This is a genomic window from Saccharopolyspora karakumensis (genome assembly GCF_004349225.1).
GTDB classification, from domain to species: domain Bacteria; phylum Actinomycetota; class Actinomycetes; order Mycobacteriales; family Pseudonocardiaceae; genus Saccharopolyspora; species Saccharopolyspora endophytica.
Genome location: NZ_SMLA01000010.1, coordinates 38891 through 55682, shown reverse-complemented (window position 1 = coordinate 55682; position 16792 = coordinate 38891). Strand labels below are relative to the sequence as shown.

At 68.1% G+C, this 16792-nt stretch carries 20 protein-coding genes; 7 read left to right on the top strand and 13 right to left on the bottom strand.

Annotated features, from left to right (window positions below):
• Window positions 1-35: 35 nt before the first annotated feature.
• Together E1202_RS09605 and E1202_RS09600 are read left to right on the top strand one after the other, a co-directional pair.
• On the top strand, window positions 36-821 hold the full coding sequence (locus E1202_RS09605; protein WP_132682321.1) for an enoyl-CoA hydratase-related protein: 786 nt from the start codon (window positions 36-38) through the stop codon (window positions 819-821).
• A gap of 317 nt (window positions 822-1138) precedes the next feature.
• Complete coding sequence (locus E1202_RS09600; protein WP_132682320.1) at window positions 1139-1387, top strand: hypothetical protein; 249 nt, start codon at window positions 1139-1141, stop codon at window positions 1385-1387.
• Between the two features lie 165 nt (window positions 1388-1552).
• Here E1202_RS09600 and E1202_RS32560 read toward each other — a convergent pair whose 3' ends face one another.
• Window positions 1553-1678 (bottom strand): hypothetical protein, encoded by a 126-nt coding sequence (locus E1202_RS32560; RefSeq protein ID WP_268952311.1) that lies wholly within the window; start codon window positions 1676-1678, stop codon window positions 1553-1555.
• A gap of 227 nt (window positions 1679-1905) precedes the next feature.
• On the opposite strand from E1202_RS32560, the gene E1202_RS09595 reads away from it, so the two are divergent.
• On the top strand, window positions 1906-2157 hold the full coding sequence (locus E1202_RS09595; protein ID WP_132682318.1) for a hypothetical protein: 252 nt from the start codon (window positions 1906-1908) through the stop codon (window positions 2155-2157).
• Window positions 2158-2255: 98 nt separating this feature from the next.
• Here the strand turns inward: E1202_RS09595 and E1202_RS09590 are convergent, their stop codons facing one another.
• Window positions 2256-3491, bottom strand: coding sequence for an oxygenase MpaB family protein (locus tag E1202_RS09590; RefSeq protein WP_132682316.1), 1236 nt, complete (start codon window positions 3489-3491; stop codon window positions 2256-2258).
• A 33-nt stretch (window positions 3492-3524) separates the two neighbouring features.
• Window positions 3525-4742, bottom strand: coding sequence for an oxygenase MpaB family protein (locus E1202_RS09585; protein ID WP_132682315.1), 1218 nt, complete (start codon window positions 4740-4742; stop codon window positions 3525-3527).
• Window positions 4743-4866: 124 nt separating this feature from the next.
• Here E1202_RS09585 and E1202_RS09580 point away from each other — a divergent pair, with 124 nt between their 5' ends.
• Together E1202_RS09580 and E1202_RS31345 are read left to right on the top strand one after the other, a co-directional pair.
• Window positions 4867-5556, top strand: a complete 690-nt coding sequence (locus E1202_RS09580; RefSeq protein ID WP_207918529.1) for a TetR/AcrR family transcriptional regulator — start codon at window positions 4867-4869, stop codon at window positions 5554-5556.
• Window positions 5553-5723: a hypothetical protein gene (locus tag E1202_RS31345; protein WP_165943803.1), complete on the top strand. Its 171-nt coding sequence runs from the start codon at window positions 5553-5555 to the stop codon at window positions 5721-5723. Before E1202_RS09580 ends, E1202_RS31345 begins: the two co-directional genes overlap by 4 nt.
• Before the next feature lie 102 nt (window positions 5724-5825).
• Here E1202_RS31345 and E1202_RS32960 read toward each other — a convergent pair whose 3' ends face one another.
• The 4 genes from E1202_RS32960 to E1202_RS32795 form a co-directional block, all read right to left on the bottom strand.
• On the bottom strand, window positions 5826-6035 hold the full coding sequence (locus E1202_RS32960; RefSeq protein WP_408006104.1) for a thiolase C-terminal domain-containing protein: 210 nt from the start codon (window positions 6033-6035) through the stop codon (window positions 5826-5828).
• 102 nt (window positions 6036-6137) lie between these two features.
• Complete coding sequence (locus tag E1202_RS09570; RefSeq protein ID WP_408006125.1) at window positions 6138-7502, bottom strand: sugar porter family MFS transporter; 1365 nt, start codon at window positions 7500-7502, stop codon at window positions 6138-6140.
• Window positions 7503-8076: 574 nt separating this feature from the next.
• The gene (locus E1202_RS09565) at window positions 8077-8868 is read right to left on the bottom strand and encodes a nucleoside hydrolase (protein ID WP_132682312.1); all 792 of its coding nucleotides are present in this window, start codon (window positions 8866-8868) and stop codon (window positions 8077-8079) included.
• Window positions 8829-9122 carry a carbohydrate kinase family protein gene (locus E1202_RS32795; RefSeq protein ID WP_132682310.1) on the bottom strand — a complete coding sequence of 98 codons (294 nt, stop codon included), beginning with the start codon at window positions 9120-9122 and terminating at the stop codon, window positions 8829-8831. Before E1202_RS32795 ends, E1202_RS09565 begins: the two co-directional genes overlap by 40 nt.
• Before the next feature lie 592 nt (window positions 9123-9714).
• Here E1202_RS32795 and E1202_RS32105 point away from each other — a divergent pair.
• Both E1202_RS32105 and E1202_RS09550 read left to right on the top strand, forming a co-directional pair.
• Window positions 9715-10245, top strand: a complete 531-nt coding sequence (locus E1202_RS32105) for a Rid family detoxifying hydrolase (protein WP_132682308.1) — start codon at window positions 9715-9717, stop codon at window positions 10243-10245.
• 116 nt (window positions 10246-10361) lie between these two features.
• On the top strand, window positions 10362-11690 hold the full coding sequence (locus tag E1202_RS09550; RefSeq protein ID WP_132682306.1) for an aminotransferase class V-fold PLP-dependent enzyme: 1329 nt from the start codon (window positions 10362-10364) through the stop codon (window positions 11688-11690).
• Window positions 11691-11740: 50 nt separating this feature from the next.
• On the opposite strand, the gene E1202_RS09545 is transcribed toward E1202_RS09550, so the two are convergent.
• From E1202_RS09545 to E1202_RS09520, 6 genes are all read right to left on the bottom strand, one after another.
• Window positions 11741-11998 carry a hypothetical protein gene (locus tag E1202_RS09545; RefSeq protein WP_132682305.1) on the bottom strand — a complete coding sequence of 86 codons (258 nt, stop codon included), beginning with the start codon at window positions 11996-11998 and terminating at the stop codon, window positions 11741-11743.
• Window positions 11995-12579 (bottom strand): RNA polymerase sigma factor, encoded by a 585-nt coding sequence (locus E1202_RS09540; protein WP_132682303.1) that lies wholly within the window; start codon window positions 12577-12579, stop codon window positions 11995-11997. The genes E1202_RS09545 and E1202_RS09540 overlap by 4 nt, the downstream gene beginning before the upstream one ends.
• Window positions 12576-14111: a sodium:solute symporter family protein gene (locus tag E1202_RS09535; RefSeq protein WP_132682301.1), complete on the bottom strand. Its 1536-nt coding sequence runs from the start codon at window positions 14109-14111 to the stop codon at window positions 12576-12578. Before E1202_RS09535 ends, E1202_RS09540 begins: the two co-directional genes overlap by 4 nt.
• A 463-nt stretch (window positions 14112-14574) precedes the next feature.
• Window positions 14575-14811 (bottom strand): hypothetical protein, encoded by a 237-nt coding sequence (locus E1202_RS09530; protein WP_132682300.1) that lies wholly within the window; start codon window positions 14809-14811, stop codon window positions 14575-14577.
• Window positions 14812-14819: 8 nt separating this feature from the next.
• Window positions 14820-15380, bottom strand: coding sequence for a peroxidase-related enzyme (locus E1202_RS09525; RefSeq protein WP_132682298.1), 561 nt, complete (start codon window positions 15378-15380; stop codon window positions 14820-14822).
• A gap of 196 nt (window positions 15381-15576) precedes the next feature.
• Complete coding sequence (locus E1202_RS09520; RefSeq protein WP_132682296.1) at window positions 15577-16782, bottom strand: cytochrome P450; 1206 nt, start codon at window positions 16780-16782, stop codon at window positions 15577-15579.
• Window positions 16783-16792 lie beyond the last annotated feature (10 nt).

Sequence of the window (16792 nt, the reverse complement as noted above, 5' to 3'; positions counted from 1 at the left end):
AGCTTTCGCGCGACAACGACAGAGAGGGGAATCCGATGACTGAACAAGTGCGGACCGACGTCGACGGAGGCGTGCTGACGGTGACGTTGGACCGCCCCAAAGCCAACGCGATCGACGTGGCCACCAGCCAGGCGCTGCACGCGGCGTTCGACCGCCTGCGGCGCGAGGACTCACTTCGGGTCGCAGTGGTGACCGGGGCAGGCGACCGGTTCTTCTCCGCCGGCTGGGACCTCAAGGCCGCCGCCGGGGGCGAGGACATCGACGCCGACCACGGACCCACCGGCTTCGCCGGGCTCACCGAGTTCTTCACCCTCGACAAGCCGGTGATCGCCGCGGTCAACGGACTGGCGCTCGGTGGCGGATTCGAGCTCGCGCTCTCCGCAGACCTCATCGTCGCAGCCGAGCACGCGGAGTTCGCCCTCCCCGAGGTAAACCTGGGCATGGTCGCCGATTCCGGCGGCGTGCTCCGCTTGCCGAAGCGCCTGCCACCAGCGATCGCCTCCGAGCTGCTGCTCACCGGCCGCCGCATGACGGCAGCCGAGGCGGAGCGGTGGGGCCTGGTCAATCGAGTGGTCCCACCCGCGGACCTCCTGGTCGAGGCGACCGAACTGGCTCAGCAGGTCTGCGCGGCCGCACCACTGGCGACCGCCGCGGTCAAGGAGATCACCAGGCGCACCGGCTCCCTGGACGTCGAATCGGGTTACCACCTGCTGCGCAGCGGTGAGCTGCCGAACTACCGAGCCATGCTCACCTCAGCCGACGCCGAAGAGGGCCCCCGCTCCTTCGCGGAAAACCGACCTCCTCGGTGGACGGGCTCCTGACGAAACCGACCGAGCAAACACCGCAATCCCGTCACCGGATCGCCCGGTCAACGCAGGTATCGCCCTTGCACGGATAGGTCAGCACGAGCAGCTCTCGCTGGCCTGCCTCGCAGCCGCCGCCGGCGAGTGGCGGTACGGGGGAATGAACCCTTGATCGTCAGTGCCCCGTGCCGGTACCCGCGAGAGTCGCGAGTTCACCCCCCGGGGCGTTGCCCGGGCAGGAGAGTTTCCTGTGTTCGTACGGGCCGAAAGGCCCGATCGAACACGGACCGCACGTCGGATACTGCATTGGGGCGATGCGCGGCTAAGGGGAGGCGATGACCGAGATCATCGGGCGGTGGCAAGCTGGGCACTCCGACTGGCTTCCCATCCCACCGTACGAGATCATCCTGGAAGCGACTCCGCCGAAGTGGCTCCTGACCTACCTGGTCTTCGGCGAGCGACAGGCGTTCATCGGGTTCGACACCGAAGAAGAAGCCCGCCGAAACGTGGTCTGGTTGAAGACCCGGTGCCCGGTGTACGACGACGACTGGATCGACTTGACGCCGCGCATTCACGATGCGTAACCGTCCGTGGCCGGCGGCCGGGGTCCGTGGCGGAATCAGCGGGATGCAGGCAGGCCACGTGGCGCGACAGGCCTGTGCGCTCGATCAACCGCGTCCGGTCGAAGGGCCGAACCCCCAGCGGCGAACAGCACCGCCACGCACGCCCGCCGGCTCGAACCCCGCCGGCTAGGCGCCGACTACGAACACGGACAGCGCGACCGTGCCGAGGACCAGCAGCATGACAAGTCCGATGCTGAGCATGGTCCAGTCGATCGTGGTCCTGACCCCCACGCCGTGCCGGGATGTGGTCATCGCTGCGTCCTCCTTACTCCTCAATCGCCGGTGAGGCCCCAACCGAAGTGGCCGGGGTGCCCCTCAGTAGTGAACCGACTGGACGCGGCCTCCGCACGTGCCGAAAGTCCCGGACATCCGATGACCACCCGCGCGGTGATCGGGGAAGCTCTCCGCCGACCGGCGGGCAGCACTTCGGGAACTTGGACCCTGCATCGACGGGACCCCAGGTCGTAGTGTCCGTGGTCATGTTGCGGCGGACCGAGGTCACCATCGGCGGTCAGACCTGGGTGTTCACCACGGAGCGGATCGGGGCCGACCCGGTGACCGGCGAAGAGGAGTACGAGACGACCATCGCCCCGCCCTGCACCGACGTCGCCAAACCGGCCCGGCGCTGCCTCACGCAGCAACGGGCGCACCAGGTGCATCAGATGTTCGTGGACGAGTTCGTCGCCACCGCGCACGGCCACGCGGACATCAACTCCTACCCGCAGAACTGACTCACGATCTTGATCTCAAGCTGGCGGGCCAGGACGCGGTTGACGCAGCGGCGCCCGAAACGGTGATCATCGAGCCTGACGGTCCACGTGGTCACCGATCAGTCCGGTCGGTTCCCGGTCGGGATGACGATCTTCGTCTCCCGCCCCTTGGTGAGGTAGAAGTAGAAGTACTGGCGGACGGCTTCGTCGAGCGCCCACGCGGCTTCGGGTACCAGGGGCGCGGTGATGAGTCCCTCGCGGAACTCGACCACGGCGCGCCAGGCTTCCGGGATCACCCGGTCCCACACGGGCTCGCGCGGGATGCCGTCCCAGTCGGCGGCCTCGTCGCCGACCAGGTAGCGGGCAAGGGCATTGCACATCGGGCGACTCACGCTGCCGGGACTGGTCTGCTCGGCGAGCTGGCCGAGCAGGACGTCGGTGAGCGCGACGCCTTCCGGTGTCGGACCCATGTTGCGGGCCAGGACCTGGTCGGACTGGGCGTAGGCCGCGTCCCAGGTGGCGGGAATGTACTCGTCGGCGATGCCGAGCAGGTGCGCGGTCACCTGCCAGACGTGCAGGTAGGCCTCGGCCTCGTCGTCGCTGATCGCAACGTCCCACTCGCGCATCGTGCGCATCGCGAAGGTCGGCAGCGTGTGCCAGGTGACCAGCATGTCCTCCTGGCTGATGGGGATGTCCTCGTCGGTGCCCGCGCCGTTGCGCCAGTGCGGCGACTGCGGCAGCAGGTAGCGCACGGCCGCGTGCACCAGCCGGGTCTTCACGCACTCCACGACGCACGTGCCGTCAGCGCGGTAGGCGTTGAGCGCCCCGACGGAGAACCCGAACCGGCTCGTCTTGGCGACCCGGTCCTCCATGTCGGCGCCGCCGGCCGAGTGGTAGACCGCGCGTGCCTCCTTGGGGATGGCGGTCGCGAGGATGCCGCCGCCGGGCCCGTTGCACAGGTTGAGGTAGATCCCGCGGGCCTTGTTGAACTCGGCTGCGGCTTCGAGCTTCTCGCGATCGGCCCACGCCGGCAGCTGCCGGGCGCGCTCCAGGAAGTCGCGCAGGTCGACGGGCAGCCCGTCGGGCAGCGCCTGATCGTTGCGCTCCCAATTCCACAGCAGCTCGTTGACCCTCGGGATCAGGCCGCGCTCGAACAGCGAGGCCAGCAACGGATCGCCGTCGGCATCCCACACCCAGTGCGGATCGGCTCCGCCCCCTGCCCCGGCCACCGAGCCTCTCGGGGACCAGTTCCACCCGACCAGCGCCCGCGCCTGCCCCGGCGAGGCCGCCACCAGCGCACCCAGCGCCGTGGCACCACCGGCCAGCAATGCGACGCGCCTGCTCAACTCCGCCATGCTGCACGCTCCTCTTCCCGCCGTCGCCCTCGTTCAGGACGGGCGGTTGCCCTGCGGGATCTCGATGCTGATCTGCTCGCCTTCGGAGAGGTGGAGCAGGACCGCCTGCCGCAGGAACTCGTCGAACATCCAGTACGTCTCGGGCGCTCCGGGGAAGTGGACGCCCAGTTCGCGGGCGGCGATGAACGGCGGCCAGAGCGTCTGCAGCACCGGGTCGTAGACCGGCTCGCGGGGGATCAGCAGCCAGTCGGCGATGCGGTCCCCGAGGACGTAGCGGGTGAACGCGCCGATGAGCGGTTCGCTGAAAGCGCCGTTGTCCGGCCCGAGGTTCAGCAGGATCTGGGCGAGGTCGTTGCCCTCGGGCGTCGGTTCCAGAACGGGGTCCAGCACCTGCTTCGCCTGGGCGTCGGCCTCGTCCCACGAGGCCGGGATGTACTCGTCGTGGACGCCGAGCATGTGCGCCGTGACCTGCCAGGAGTGCAGGTAGGCCTCGGAGTCCACCGGCGGGATCGGCACCTGCCACTTCACGAGGTTCTGCCGCACGGTGGTGGCGAGGCTGTGCCAGGTGACCATGATGTCGGCCTGGCTGATCGGAACGTCCTCGGGCGCGACCTGGTTCCAGTGCGGCGATTGCGGCAGCAGGTGTCGCACGCCCGCGTGCACCAGACGGGTTTTCACGCAGGTCACGATCATCTCGCCGTCGGGGCGGTAGGCGTTGCGGGTGCCGATGTCGTAGCCGAGCTTGGCGGTCTTGGCGATGCGGTCCTTCATGTTCGCGCCGCCGTAGGAGTGGTAGACCGCGCGCGCCTCCTTCGGGATGACGGTGCTCATCATGCCGCTGGCCATCCCGTACAGGAGCCCGAGGTACAAACCCCTCCGCTCGGTGAAGTCGTAGGCCTGATCGAGCTTCGCCTGGTCCGCCCATGACGGCAGCGCGCGCGCCTGCTCCAGGAAATCCCGCAGGTCAGCGGGCAATCCCTCCGGCAGCGGTTGGCTGTTGGTGGTCCACGTCCGCAGCAGTTCGTTGACCCGCGGCACGTCACCTCGGTCGAGCAGGGAGGCGACCAGGTCGTCCGCCTCCGGGTCCCACACCCGCCTCGGGTCGGCACCCGCACCGGAACCTGCGACCGACCCTCCAGGTGACCACGTCCACAGAGGACGCGCATGCGCTGATCCCGCTGCGCTCAGCGCCCCGAGCGCACCCAGAACTCCGCCGATCTTCAACGCGTTTCGCCTGTTGTGCTCCTCCATGGCCGAACTCCTCCTCGAGTTCCCGACACCCTGGTTGGAATCCTGATACGCATTGTGCTTCTCTGTATCAGAGGGAAGCACAACGTGATCCGAAACGCCAGAGCTCGGTCGAAAGAAGGACTTCGTGGAACCCATCCTGTCCGGCCTGATCACTCCCGGGCCCGACCACGGGGAATCGTTGCTGGAGCGCGCGTTCGCCGAGGCCATCGACCGTTCCGAGATCACCGACGAGACCACCGAGCGCGTCCTGGAAGCCGCGCACGAGCAGTTCCGCCGGATCGGCATCCGGCGATCGACGATGGAGGACGTCGCCAAACGAGCCGGGGTCTCCCGGATCACCGTCTACCGCCGGTTCAGCACCAAGGACTCCCTTGTCCAACAGGTCATACGCCGGGAGTTCCGCCGCTACTTCGACCGGTTCCTGCTCGACATCCAAGGCGCCAAGACCCTCGCCGAGCGAGTCGAGATCGGCTTCGCCGGCTCACTGCGCGCCATCCGGGACAACCCCCTCATCGGCGGCCTCATGGACACCGAACCCGAGATCGTCGTGCCGTCGATGATCAGCGACGGCGGCAGGACCATGACCACCGTCAGCCGGTTCGTCGCCGGACGACTCAGCGAAGAACAACGCGCAGGAACCGTCGCCGCGGACATCGACGTCGAGGTCGTCGCCGAGATGATGGTCCGCATCTCGACCTCGTTCCTGGTCACCCCGAGCCATCACATCGATCTCGACGACGACCAGCAGGTGCGCGCGGTCGCGCGCCGATTCCTCGTCCCCATGCTCCAACCCGCTGACGACCGTTCGCCATGAAGCGATCGCAGGCCGCCGTCGTCGATGGACGTGGCGGCGTGCACCGGCCGCTCGACGTGCAGTTCCACGAATTCCGCTACATCACCAGCTTCCCGCGCCGAGCCAGCGATGCGATCCGCACCGGCACCGACCCAGGCGAGGCGCCCAAGGTGTCGGAAGGCCGCTGATGTGATGGAGGTAGCCGGTCGAGAGGCAGCGTCGGGGTTCTTGATGGCTGACGGCCGCGTATCCGAAATCGCCGCGAGCTCATCGCGCCAGCACGCTGCCCATCAGGACAGGCGAGACTCGAGCACGCTCACGTAGTTGGCGACCGCGAGCCCGCCCATGTTGTGAACGGCGGCACGATCCGCTCCGGGCAGTTGGAGATCACCGGCGGTGCCGGTGAGTTGCATGCCGGCGAGCACGATCTGGGAAACACCATGCGACCAAGGTCGCAACGGACCGATCTCGACACCATCCGGAAAACCCCTGGCCCTCACCCCGACCGATCACCCGATCACCTCCGGGCGACCGGTCGGCTCACCCGCGGTGAGCACATGGCGCGAGCGGTCTGGATTCGCCGATGCTTTCCCTTAGCCGGATCAGTGCGTGCGGGTGGAGTCGCTGCGGTCTGCTGTGAGGCTGGCTTCGATCTCCTCCAGGCTGCGGTTCTTGGTCTCCGGAAGCCACCGGTAGAGGTAGCCCAGGCACAGCGCGCCGAGCAACGCGTAGATCCAGAACACCACCGAAGCACCGAGTGCGGAAATCAGGGTCAGGACGGTCAGCGACACGACGAGGTTCATCGCCCAGTGGGTGACGATTCCGAACGATGCCGCCTGACCTCGAACGTTGTTGGGGAAGATCTCGCTGTTGACCAACCAGATGGCGATGCCGAGACTGCACGCGAACGCCGACTCGTAGATCATGAGCACGACGATCAGCCAGCTCACCGTCGCGCCCTGCAGCGGGAACAGGAACACGATCCCGATCACCACGAGCGCGAGGACGATGACCGCCGTACCGCCCAGAATCCAGGGGCGACGGCCCACTCGGTCGATCCACAGCAGCGCGGGCAGCGTGAACAGCACGTTGACCACCCCGATCGCCACCGAAACGCCGATCGCCGCGGTCTTGCCGAACCCTTCGTCCTCCAAGATCGTCGGTACGTAGTAGATGATCGCGTTCACACCGACCACTTGGCTCGCCCCCGCTGCGACCACGCCGACCGAAACCCAGCGGCGGTAGCGCGGACCGAGCAGCTCGCGGTAGGTGATGCGCCCCTCCGCGCGGACCGCTTCCCGGATTTCCGAGATCTCCGCCTCGACCTCGTCCGCTCGCCTGGTTCGCACGAGCACACCTCGCGCTTCGGCTTCCCGATCGTGCGAGAGCAACCACCGAGGGGATTCCGGGAGGGCGAGCAGCCCCACCGACATCAACACCGCCGGCAGCACGCCGACCCCGATCATCCACCGCCACGAAGCGGACTCGGACAGGCCGTATCCGACGAGGTAGGCCATCAGGATTCCGACGGTTACCATGAACTGGTGCAGCGACACGAGCCTGCCCCGGTTGCGAGGCGACGCGAGCTCGGCGATGTAAGTCGGTACGACCAGCGAGGAAATGCCGATCGCCACGCCCAGGAACACCCGCGAAACGATGAGCCATCCGGTGGCGGGAGCGACCGCTGAACCCAGCGTTGCCAGCGCGTACAAGACGGTGACTCCGGTCAGGGTCCGCTTGCGCCCGAACCGATCTGCCAACTTGCCACCGACGATCACCCCGGCGACGGCCCCTGCCAGCAGCGCTGCGGTCACCACCTGCTTCATCGTCTCGCCGAGCGCGAACGCGTCGCTGATGTACGGCAGTGCTGCTGCGACGACGCCCGTGTCGTAGCCGAACAGCAGCCCTCCCAGCGCGGCGACGAACGAGGCGGCGGCAACGAGCGCGCCTCCTGTCAACCTCGCCACCCCGGGGGCCGGGGCATGCTCTTCGCCTGGAGCGCGCGCCATGGTCTCCTCCGTCGCCTCTCCGTCCGCGATTACCTGCGCGATCGGGCACTTCGGCCTGGCGCTGAGTGTCAATCCGGTGGTCGACCTGTGCAACCACGGCGTGAGTCACGGTGTTCGGTGCCGGGCCATGACGCCCGGACATCCGGGACATCGGCTCACGCGTGCACGCGACACCGAGGTGACGAACACGGCAAAGGCCTTCTGGTGCTGCATCATCCGACACCATGCCATCGGTCGGAACTCGCCGCTGACCGTTCATCGTCCCTCGAGTGGTGGACGAGCGGGCCACCGCCTCCTGTCCACGAGGAGCACGCGACGGCGGCTTCCACCCGCGAACAGCCGGCCACCAACGACTCACGCATCACTGCGCAGCAGCCGGAACACAGTGGACATCGCTCCCCCGGCAGGAGTGCCCCGTGCAGCGACCGCACCCGCCGACGACGAATGCGCGGCGACGTGCAAGCGGTGCTGTTGAGAGAGGTGAGACGTCACCGCGACAGGTGATGATGTTCGGTCGCTGTCTGCGGCCGAGTCAGTCCTCCTGGCCGCGGACGGTGCCGTGGAAGAGAGCGATGACCTTCTCAGCGTCCCCCTCCAACGCCACGTCGGCGCTGCACCATGCCGGGAACTTCGTCCGGTAGCCCGCGTCCTCGCCGCCCCGCGTCCGCCGATCGACAAGGGTCTGCCCGCGGCTCAAGCCGGGCGCGAGCTCGACCTGCACCGGATGCGATCCGAACGTGAACAGCTCCGGTGCCACCAGGGCGCACACGGCACCGGCGTCACCGATGACGGGATTGGTGATGATCCGGCCATCGGCGGGCTCGATCAGCTCGTATCCGAGCAGATCCCCGACCGTTCTGGCGACCGGGTCGTCAGAACTCCGCATGCGAGCGACCGTGTCGTCGTCGACGAGGATTCGGTCGAAGACGTCGAGCCCGTACATCGTGAGCGGAACGCCGCTGTTGAGTACCACGTGCGCGGCCTCGGGGTCATGCCAGATGTTGAACTCCGCGACGGCGCTCGCGTTGCCCACCGAAGCGGTTCCGCCCATGAAGACGATTCGCTCGATCCGTTCGGCTGCTCCCGGGTGGAGCCGGAGGAGCAGGGCGATGTTGGTCAGCGGCGCGAGGGCGACGATCGTGAGCGGTTCGTCGGCCGCGAACAGCTCACGCCGGAGCATCTCGACCGCGTGCACCTGTTCGGGGATCCGGGAGCTCTCCGGCAGCACCACCCCGGCCAAACCTCGCTCGCCGTGCACCCAGGCCGCGTCGCGGGCCGGCTCGATCAGCGGCCGCGTCGCGCCGCGCGCGACTGGGACTCGCACCCAAGGTGATGATCACCGAGGTGGAGGCCTCGACGCCAGCAACCGAGCGGCGTCGACGGCGGCTCCTGCATCGAGCGTGCCGCGCCGCTCGGGCGATCAAGCAGCGCGATGGCCTCGCCCTCGTTGACGATCAGGGGGTCGGCTCGCCGCAACGTCGACGCGGCCAATGACACGACCGGGGCGAGGTTGAGCACGAACCGGACGTCGGCACTCGCGCACCGAGCCGCGAAGGCCGCGATCGTCTCGGGCGGCACCTCCCCCCTGCGCCAGCCCGACCGTGGCCAAGCCGTCGTCGAGCGCGGACATCGCTCCGGGCGCCTCGAGCCCAGCGGGCGTCAGCTCGCCGTTCGCGCCCTTCCGCGAACTGGCGGAAAGTCGTTCCGGAAAGACGACTGACTGCTGTTCGTGGCCGAAACGCTAAGCGACCCGGAAGAATCGGACGAACAGAGATCATCTCTCTGCTCCATCGACACTGCTGATGCAAACCCGGATCGGCATAACCCAAACGGATTTCAACCATCCAGTAGAAATGCCTGCGGAATAAGGTGTTTCAGAAATCGATCCGGGGCCCGGCGTTGAGCACGGCCACCGCGTGCGCGACCTCGTGCCGGAATCGAGAGAGGGTCTCGCCTCCGCCCAGATGCAGGGCCGGCACGCCGACTCGGCACAGGACACCCCGACCCACTGTTGCGCCGCGACGCCTAGGGGTTTACCGCGGTCGCACCGGTACCGGTTCAGCCGAGGAAAGTTCGAATTCATCGATGTCGCGGGGTAAACCGTCGCACCCCGTTGGGCAACCAACCAGCCGGACGCATCGAACGCGAACCACGTCGCTGGAGGAGCCGCATGAACAGCACGCAGGACGAACGAGACGAGATCGGCGGAGTCCGAAGACCGACCACGGTCCGCCGGTGGCGATTCGGGGCGGTGGCCGCCGTGCTGACGCTTGTGGCGGTCGGCGGCACTGCCTGGGCGGGAACGGATCAGCGGTCTGCGCACCGCCCGCTCAACCCGCCCGATGCTCCAGCCGCGATCGGCCCCTATTCCCAGGGCATCTCGACCGGCCGGATGGTGTTCGTCTCCGGCCAGCTCCCGATCGACCCGGCCACCGGGCGTCTCCTGGCCGACGAGCCCGTCGAGGAGCAGACCCGGCAGGTGCTGCGCAACGTGCAGGCCGTGCTCAGGGCCGATCAGCTCGATCTGGCCCATGTCGTCAGCACCACCGTCTACCTGTCCGACTTGGACGAGTTCGAGCGGTTCAACGCCGCCTACGCCGAGTTCTTCCCCGGAGAGGCGCCTCCGGCCCGAGCCACCGTGCAGGTCGCCCGAGTGCCGAAGGACGCCGCGGTCGAGATCTCCGCGATCGCGGTCCGCTAGCCCACCACCCCGGAACACGGAGGGATCACGCAGTGTCGACATTCTCGAGGAAGACCCAGGACTTATCCCGCAGAGGCTTCTTGCGCTTCACCGGTGCGAGCGCTGCCGTCGCCGGATTGAGCACCACCGCCTTCTCCGCGGGCGCCGGTGCCGCGGGGCTCGCACCACGAGCCGCGGACCTGCCCAGCGGCAACGACGACGCCTACTGGCGCGAGGTCGAGCGGCTGTTCATGCTCGACAGGGACGTGCTGTACATGAACCTCGGCACGGTTGGTTCGCCACCGCGTGAGGTCGTCGAGACCGTGGATCGCGTGCACCGCGAGGTCGCCATCGGCGCGAAGTCCGCCTACAGCGACTTCGCCGACGTGCGCGCGGTGGCCGCCGAGGGCTACGGCTGCGACCCCGACGAGATGGTCATCTCTCACAACACCAGCGACGGCATGTCGAAGATCCTCGCAGGCCTCAACCTGCGCGCGGGCGGCGAAATCCTCACCACCAACCACGAACACCCCGGTGGAGACGTGCCGATGGCTCTGGCCCGGGACCGCCACGGAGTGGTGATCAAGCGGGTCGAACTCCCGGTGGGCAACGACCAACGCGCTGAGGACTACGCGGTGGCCTTCGAACGGGCGATCACCAACCGGACGAAGGTCATGCTGTTCTCGGCTCCGACCTACAAGACCGGCACGATGCTGCCGATCCCACTGCTGGCCAAGGTCGCGCAGGCGCACGGCGTGACCACCGTTGTCGACGGCGCCCACATCCCGGGGATGATGGCCTACAGGTTCCGCGAGCTCGGAGTGGACTTCCTGGCCGGTTCCGCCGCGAAGTGGCAATGCGGGCCCGGTGGTACCGGCGTGCTCTACATCCGCAACAAGGTGCTGCCGCAGTACAACCCGAACCCGCTGCCCGAGTTCTGGCCCGTGGTCTCCAGCAGCTACCCCGGGGAAGGCGGTCTGCCTCCCCGCTCCAGCGGGCCCGAGGAGAGCTACGACATCGCCAAGTACCTGCAGTCGGTCGGCAACGGCAGCCTCGCGATCATGGCCGGGGTCCGCACCGCCTGCGAGGTGTGGGACCGCATCGGTCGGCAGCGCATCGAGGACCACGCGCTCGAACTGTCCGCCCGCCTCAAGGAACTCATCGCCGAGCGGTGGGGCGTGCCGTCGCTGTACTCGCCGAAGGACGACCCGCGCCTGGCGTCCGCGCTGACCGCCTTCAACCCGTTCCGCGACCCCGCCGACGTGTTCGACGAGGCCAAGTCCGATCAGTTCGTGGCGCGGATGAAGGACGAGTACGGCATCGTCATCCGCAACGTCGACTTCCCGGTGGTCGGCTCGGCCAAGAACCCCGTGCCGGTTCGCATCTCCACCCACCTGTTCCACCAGCACGACGACGTCGAACGCGTCGTCAACGCGATGTGGGACTTGGCGGGCAAGATGTCTTGACCGTGAACACGGGGAGGCCCTTCGGCTCGAGCCGAAGGGCCTCCCCGTGTTCACGGCTGGATGACGATCTCCACCCGGTGCTCGTCTTCGGGCGGTGGAGCGAACAGCGAGTTCAGCGCCCACAGGCCGACCAGGTCGGCCACGGCCACGGTGAGCAGTGCGAGCACGAGCATGGAGAGTCGACGTCTGCGTTCCCTGCGCTGCCATTCCGACCTCGCGTTGGCGTACGCCTCCGGCGAAGCCACCACGGACGTCGCGAGAGCGTCGAGCGTCTCCCGAAGGTGATCCTCCGGATCGTGCCCGGTCACGAGCGCGCCCCCATCATCCGCGACAGCGCGTGCATACCCCGCGAGATGTGGGACTTCACCGCTCCCTGGCTGATGCGCATGGCCTCGGCGATCTCGACCTCCTTCAAGTCCAACCAGTACCGCAGCACCAAGGCCTCGCGCTGCCGCGCCGGCAGCGCCTGCAACGCGTCCACCACCTTCCGCTGATCCTCCCGCAACAAGGCCGCCGACTCCGCCGACTCGACGTCCGATGCCTCGAAGTCGATGTGCTTGCGCAGCACCTTGATGTGCCGGATGCGCATCCGCACGAGGTTGACCACCACCGAACGCAAGTACCTGGGCCCGGCCTCGGGATCGCGAAGCCGGTACCACGTGCGGTGCAGCTCGCAGAACGCCTCGGCGACGATGTCCTCCGCGTCCTGCTCAGCACCCAGGAGCACCGCCAGCCGCAGCAGTTGCGCGTGGTGTCCGTCGAAGAGCCGCACCATCGCCGATTCCCGCTCCAGATCGCGCAGGTCCATGCTGGGCTCGATCGGCCCGACACCGGCCGAACGCGCCGGGTCCGAGTTCGCCTGGGTTTCGTCGTTCGGCCTGGTGGTCATGACACCACGCCTCTCTCACGTCTCACGCGCGCCGAGTCGATGGGGTGGATGACGCTGAGGTGGCCGCGCGGAACCCGAAGAACGCCCAGCAGTAGCTGCGCCACCGCGATCACCAGCAGGTTCACCGCCAGGCCGACGATGCCGGTGTAGATGTGCACCACGGAAGCCCCGACCTGGAGGGGCACGAGAGGGGCGAACCCGCCGACGTTGACGAGCACCGTCCCGGTCACCATGCCGACCAGCCAACCCGCCAACAGCGCCAAAGGGTGCGGTGTGGCCCGACGCAGACCGAGCACGATCATCGGCAGGGTCTGCAGCACCCACACCGCACCGAGCAGATGCAGGTTGATCGCCGCTTGGTCGCGCAGCCCGAGAGCGAACGCCAGGGCACCGATCTTGACCACCAGCGAGGTCGACCGCGCCATGCGGGTCTCCTGAGCCTCTGTCGCGGTCGGGTTGACGAACTCGACGTAGACGTTGCGCGCGAACAAGGTCGCCGCCCCGATGGACATCACCGCGGCCGGCACGAGCGCCGCCACGATCAGCGCGGCGAGCAATATCCCGGTCAACCACCCCGGCGCGAGCGCATCCATCAACATTGGGATCGCCAGCTCGCTCTGCCCACGCGGCGTCCGCACTCCCGCCGCGAGCGCGGCCACTCCGAACAGCGCGAACACGCCGAGCATGGTCGTCCAGCCCAGCAGCCCGACCGAAGTGCGCCGCAGCACCTCCGGACGGCGCGCGGCGAACGCCACCATCAGCACGTGCGGGAACGCGAACAGCGCGAGCGCCGAACCGAGCGCGAGCGAGGCGTACGCAGGCCACAGCGCGGGCGGCAACGACACCGCTTGCGCCCCACCGGCTCGTTCGAGGACGTCGGCCGGACTGCCCAGCTCCACCAGGACCAGGGCGGCCAGGACGACCGTGCACGCGACCGCCAGACCGGCCTTGAACACCGCCGCGACCGTCGGCGCACGCATCCCGTATCGGTACGTCGAGATCGCCAGGATCCCGAAGACCACGGTCAGCACCAGATCACCGGCTCCTCCGTCCGCGTACAGGCCGAGCACGGTGAGCACGGCTCGGATACCGACGAGCTGCAACGCGACGTAGGGCATCGTGGCGAAGATCCCGGTGAGCGACACCGCCAACGACAGCAGCGGCGAGCCGTAGCGCCCTCGAACGAGGTCGGCGACGGTGATGAAACCGTGCGTTCGTGCCACCGAGACGAGCTTCGGGAGCAGCACGAAGCCGATGACGCAGCTCATCACCGTGTACGGGAGCGCGTAGAACCCGATCCCTCCGGAGCTGAAGACCGTTCCGGGCACGGCGGTGAAGGTGTAAGCGGTGTAGATCGTTCCGCCCAGCAGGCACCACAGCAGCGGTCCACCGAGCCGGCGTCCCGCCAACGCCCAGCCGTCCAGTTCATCCGGAGCTTTCCTGCGCGCGAGCCGCCGGGTGACGAGCAGCGCTCCCACCGAGCCGGCGAACACGACCACCGCGCACGCGATCACCGCGACCAAGTTGTCCATGACCACTCCGCACTCTGGCCTCGTCGGTCGACCACCGATGGGGTCCGGCCGCCACCGATGACCAATTTCGGGTCGGCTGCCGGTAAACCATCCGGCAGGTCCCGGCAACTGTTGGGGTGAGTGAGAAAACGCGGGAGGAGCACCAGGTGCTGAGGTAGTGAACCCCAGCGGTCAACGAAAAACCAGAGATCGTCCCACGAGAAATGCTCGCCATCCGGACCGGATGGCGAGCCGGGAAGAGCTGTGCCCGCAACGCCGGTGGCCCATCCCGCTGACGAAGGAGCGACCTGAAAGAGCTTCGGCATGACCGCTGCCGAGACACCGCCGGTAGAAGTGGACGACGAGCCTCAGCGGACTCCACTGCGGAACGGGATCTGGGTGGCGATCGCTCTGACGGGAGGCGTGGCCTGGACCGTCCTGGCCGTTGCCCGCGACGAGCCCGTGAACGCGGTGTGGTTCCTCTTCACCGCGCGGCATGGGCGCTGCACAGAGCCGCGCGGAAGGTGATCTGGTACGTCCGCGACGTCGTCGGCGCAAACGCTTCCAGCGCTACGGCGACCACCTGCGCACACGTCATCGCGACGTCGAACCGCAGCACCGCCGCGTCTACACCACCATTGCACACCGACACCAAGTAACCGATGCCAACGGACAGCGCCGGCGATCGATGTGGAGCCTGAGCGCGATCCGCGACGAGCATGGCTCATCTCATCGACCCATCCGGTAGAACTCGGGATTGGGTGTGAGCGCGGTGAGGTGCGCCATGCGGTTCGACGCGGCGAAGAAGGCCGTGACAGCCCCGACGTCCCAGATTTCGTCGTCGGTGAGACCCGCCTGGCGGGCCTTGTCGATGTCCGCATCACTGAAGAGCTCCGGTTCGCGGGTCAGCGCGAGTGCCAGGTCGACGATCGCGCGTGCGCGTCCCTCCAGTTCGGCACCCCACGGGTTGGTCGCCACGCGATCAGCGATCTCCGGGTCCTTCGTCCTCACTCGCAAGATCGCGCCGTGAGCGACCACGCAGTACGTGCAGTGGTTCGCTCCGGAAGTCGCCACCACGACCAACTCGCGTTCGGCCTTGCTGAGTCCGTCGGGCCGTTCCATCAGCACGTCGTGGTAGTCGAGGAACGCCCGCAGCTCATCCGGACGGCGCCCGAGCGCCCGGAAGACGTTCGGCACGAACCCCGACTTCTCCCGGATCGCCCCTATGCGCTCGCGCAGGTCCTCGGGCAAGTCTTCGACCTCAACAACGCCGAAACGACTGTCGGCCACGACTCCTCCTCTGCGTCACACCTGCGGGAACGACCCAGCTGGGCGCGATTCTCGTCCTCCGCACGAGAGGTGACAACCCGGTCGGTCGGTGGTCGACCGGTCGCGAGCAACTCCCGCGGCGATACTGGATCACCGCCCACCGCTGCTTGGCACGCGGGAGCAGCCGACGAACCACCAGTCCCGAAAGGTCGTGGCGTCAGTGCGCGAGACGCACGCGGAGGGGAACGGATTCCCAGGCGCGGAGGGTGTTGTTGTGGTGCCGCACGGGTGCACCGTCGAGTTCGACGGATTCGATGCGGCGGGCGAGGGCGGTGAGCAGCACTTCGGATTCGAGGCGCGCGACGTGCTGACCGACGCATTGGTGCAGACCCATGCCGAAGCCGACGTGGCCGGACGGGTCGCGGGACAGGTCGAAGTCGTCGGGGTCGTCCCAACGGCGCGGGTCGCGGTTGGCGGCGGCGAGGAACATGAGGACCTTGTGCCCCTGCGGGATCTGGACATCGCCGAGAGCCACTTGGGTGGTCGTGGTGCGGAAGAACGTCTGCACCGGTGATTCCCAGCGCACTGCTTCGTCGAACGCCACACGCGCCAAGCCGGGGTCGTCCCGCAGTCGCGCCCACTGGTCGGGGTGGGTGGCGAAGGCGTGCAGCACGGCGGAAATCGCGTGCACGGTCGTGTCGACCCCGGCGGTCAGCAGGGACCGCACGATCAGCGGGGCTTGTTCCGGCAGGATGTCACCGCGGTCGGCGGCGGCCCAGATTTCCGCGCCGAAGCCCTCAGACGCGAGGACTTCGCGGCGGCACTGCTCACCGACCCAGTCCGACAGCTCCTTGACCCGGGGCGCGCCTTTGGCAACGAGGGCGTTGTTCGGGCCGAACGCGTTGAACGCGTGGTCGCCGTAGGGCAGCAGGTTCTCCCGCCCCGCAACCGGAAGGCCGACCGCGTCCGGGAACACCCGCAGCGGAAAGGCACGGCTCAACTCGACGGCACCGTCGAACCGCGTTCCCCGGGCCAGGACCTGGTCGACGAGCTCGTCCGCATCGGCCACCCACTGCTCACGCAGGCGGCGCAGCGCCCGAGGACCGAGGACCTTGCTGAGCACACGACGAGGCGCGTCGTGGTGAGGAGGGTCGGCCTCCAGCAGCAGGCTCGGTCGACGCCAAGGCTTTTCGGTGTGGAAGTTCGCCAGACCCACGCCCGCGGCGGACTGAAGCCGCTGCCAGTCGGTGAGGGCGGCGCGGACCTGCTCGTAGCGGGCGACGGCGTAGACGTCGTACTCGGGCAGGAACGCGACCGGACCGGCGTCGCGCAGTTCGGCGTGCAACGGCAGCGGATCTTCCAGAACGGCGCCATCGAACGGGTCACCGACGATGACCGGACACGGCGTTGTGGGGGTCGTCATGGTTGCCTCC

Coding starts and splice junctions, on each gene's coding strand:
- E1202_RS09540 (WP_132682303.1), bottom strand. CDS start 12,579: ATGACCACCAGGCCGAACGACGAAACCCAGGCGAACTCGGACCCGGCG.
- E1202_RS09600 (WP_132682320.1), top strand. CDS start 1,139: ATGACCGAGATCATCGGGCGGTGGCAAGCTGGGCACTCCGACTGGCTT.
- E1202_RS09585 (WP_132682315.1), bottom strand. CDS start 4,742: ATGGAGGAGCACAACAGGCGAAACGCGTTGAAGATCGGCGGAGTTCTG.
- E1202_RS31345 (WP_165943803.1), top strand. CDS start 5,553: ATGAAGCGATCGCAGGCCGCCGTCGTCGATGGACGTGGCGGCGTGCAC.
- E1202_RS09605 (WP_132682321.1), top strand. CDS start 36: ATGACTGAACAAGTGCGGACCGACGTCGACGGAGGCGTGCTGACGGTG.
- E1202_RS09590 (WP_132682316.1), bottom strand. CDS start 3,491: ATGGCGGAGTTGAGCAGGCGCGTCGCATTGCTGGCCGGTGGTGCCACG.
- E1202_RS09520 (WP_132682296.1), bottom strand. CDS start 16,782: ATGACGACCCCCACAACGCCGTGTCCGGTCATCGTCGGTGACCCGTTC.
- E1202_RS09595 (WP_132682318.1), top strand. CDS start 1,906: ATGTTGCGGCGGACCGAGGTCACCATCGGCGGTCAGACCTGGGTGTTC.
- E1202_RS32105 (WP_132682308.1), top strand. CDS start 9,715: ATGAACAGCACGCAGGACGAACGAGACGAGATCGGCGGAGTCCGAAGA.
- E1202_RS09535 (WP_132682301.1), bottom strand. CDS start 14,111: ATGGACAACTTGGTCGCGGTGATCGCGTGCGCGGTGGTCGTGTTCGCC.
- E1202_RS09530 (WP_132682300.1), bottom strand. CDS start 14,811: ATGCTCGTCGCGGATCGCGCTCAGGCTCCACATCGATCGCCGGCGCTG.
- E1202_RS32560 (WP_268952311.1), bottom strand. CDS start 1,678: ATGACCACATCCCGGCACGGCGTGGGGGTCAGGACCACGATCGACTGG.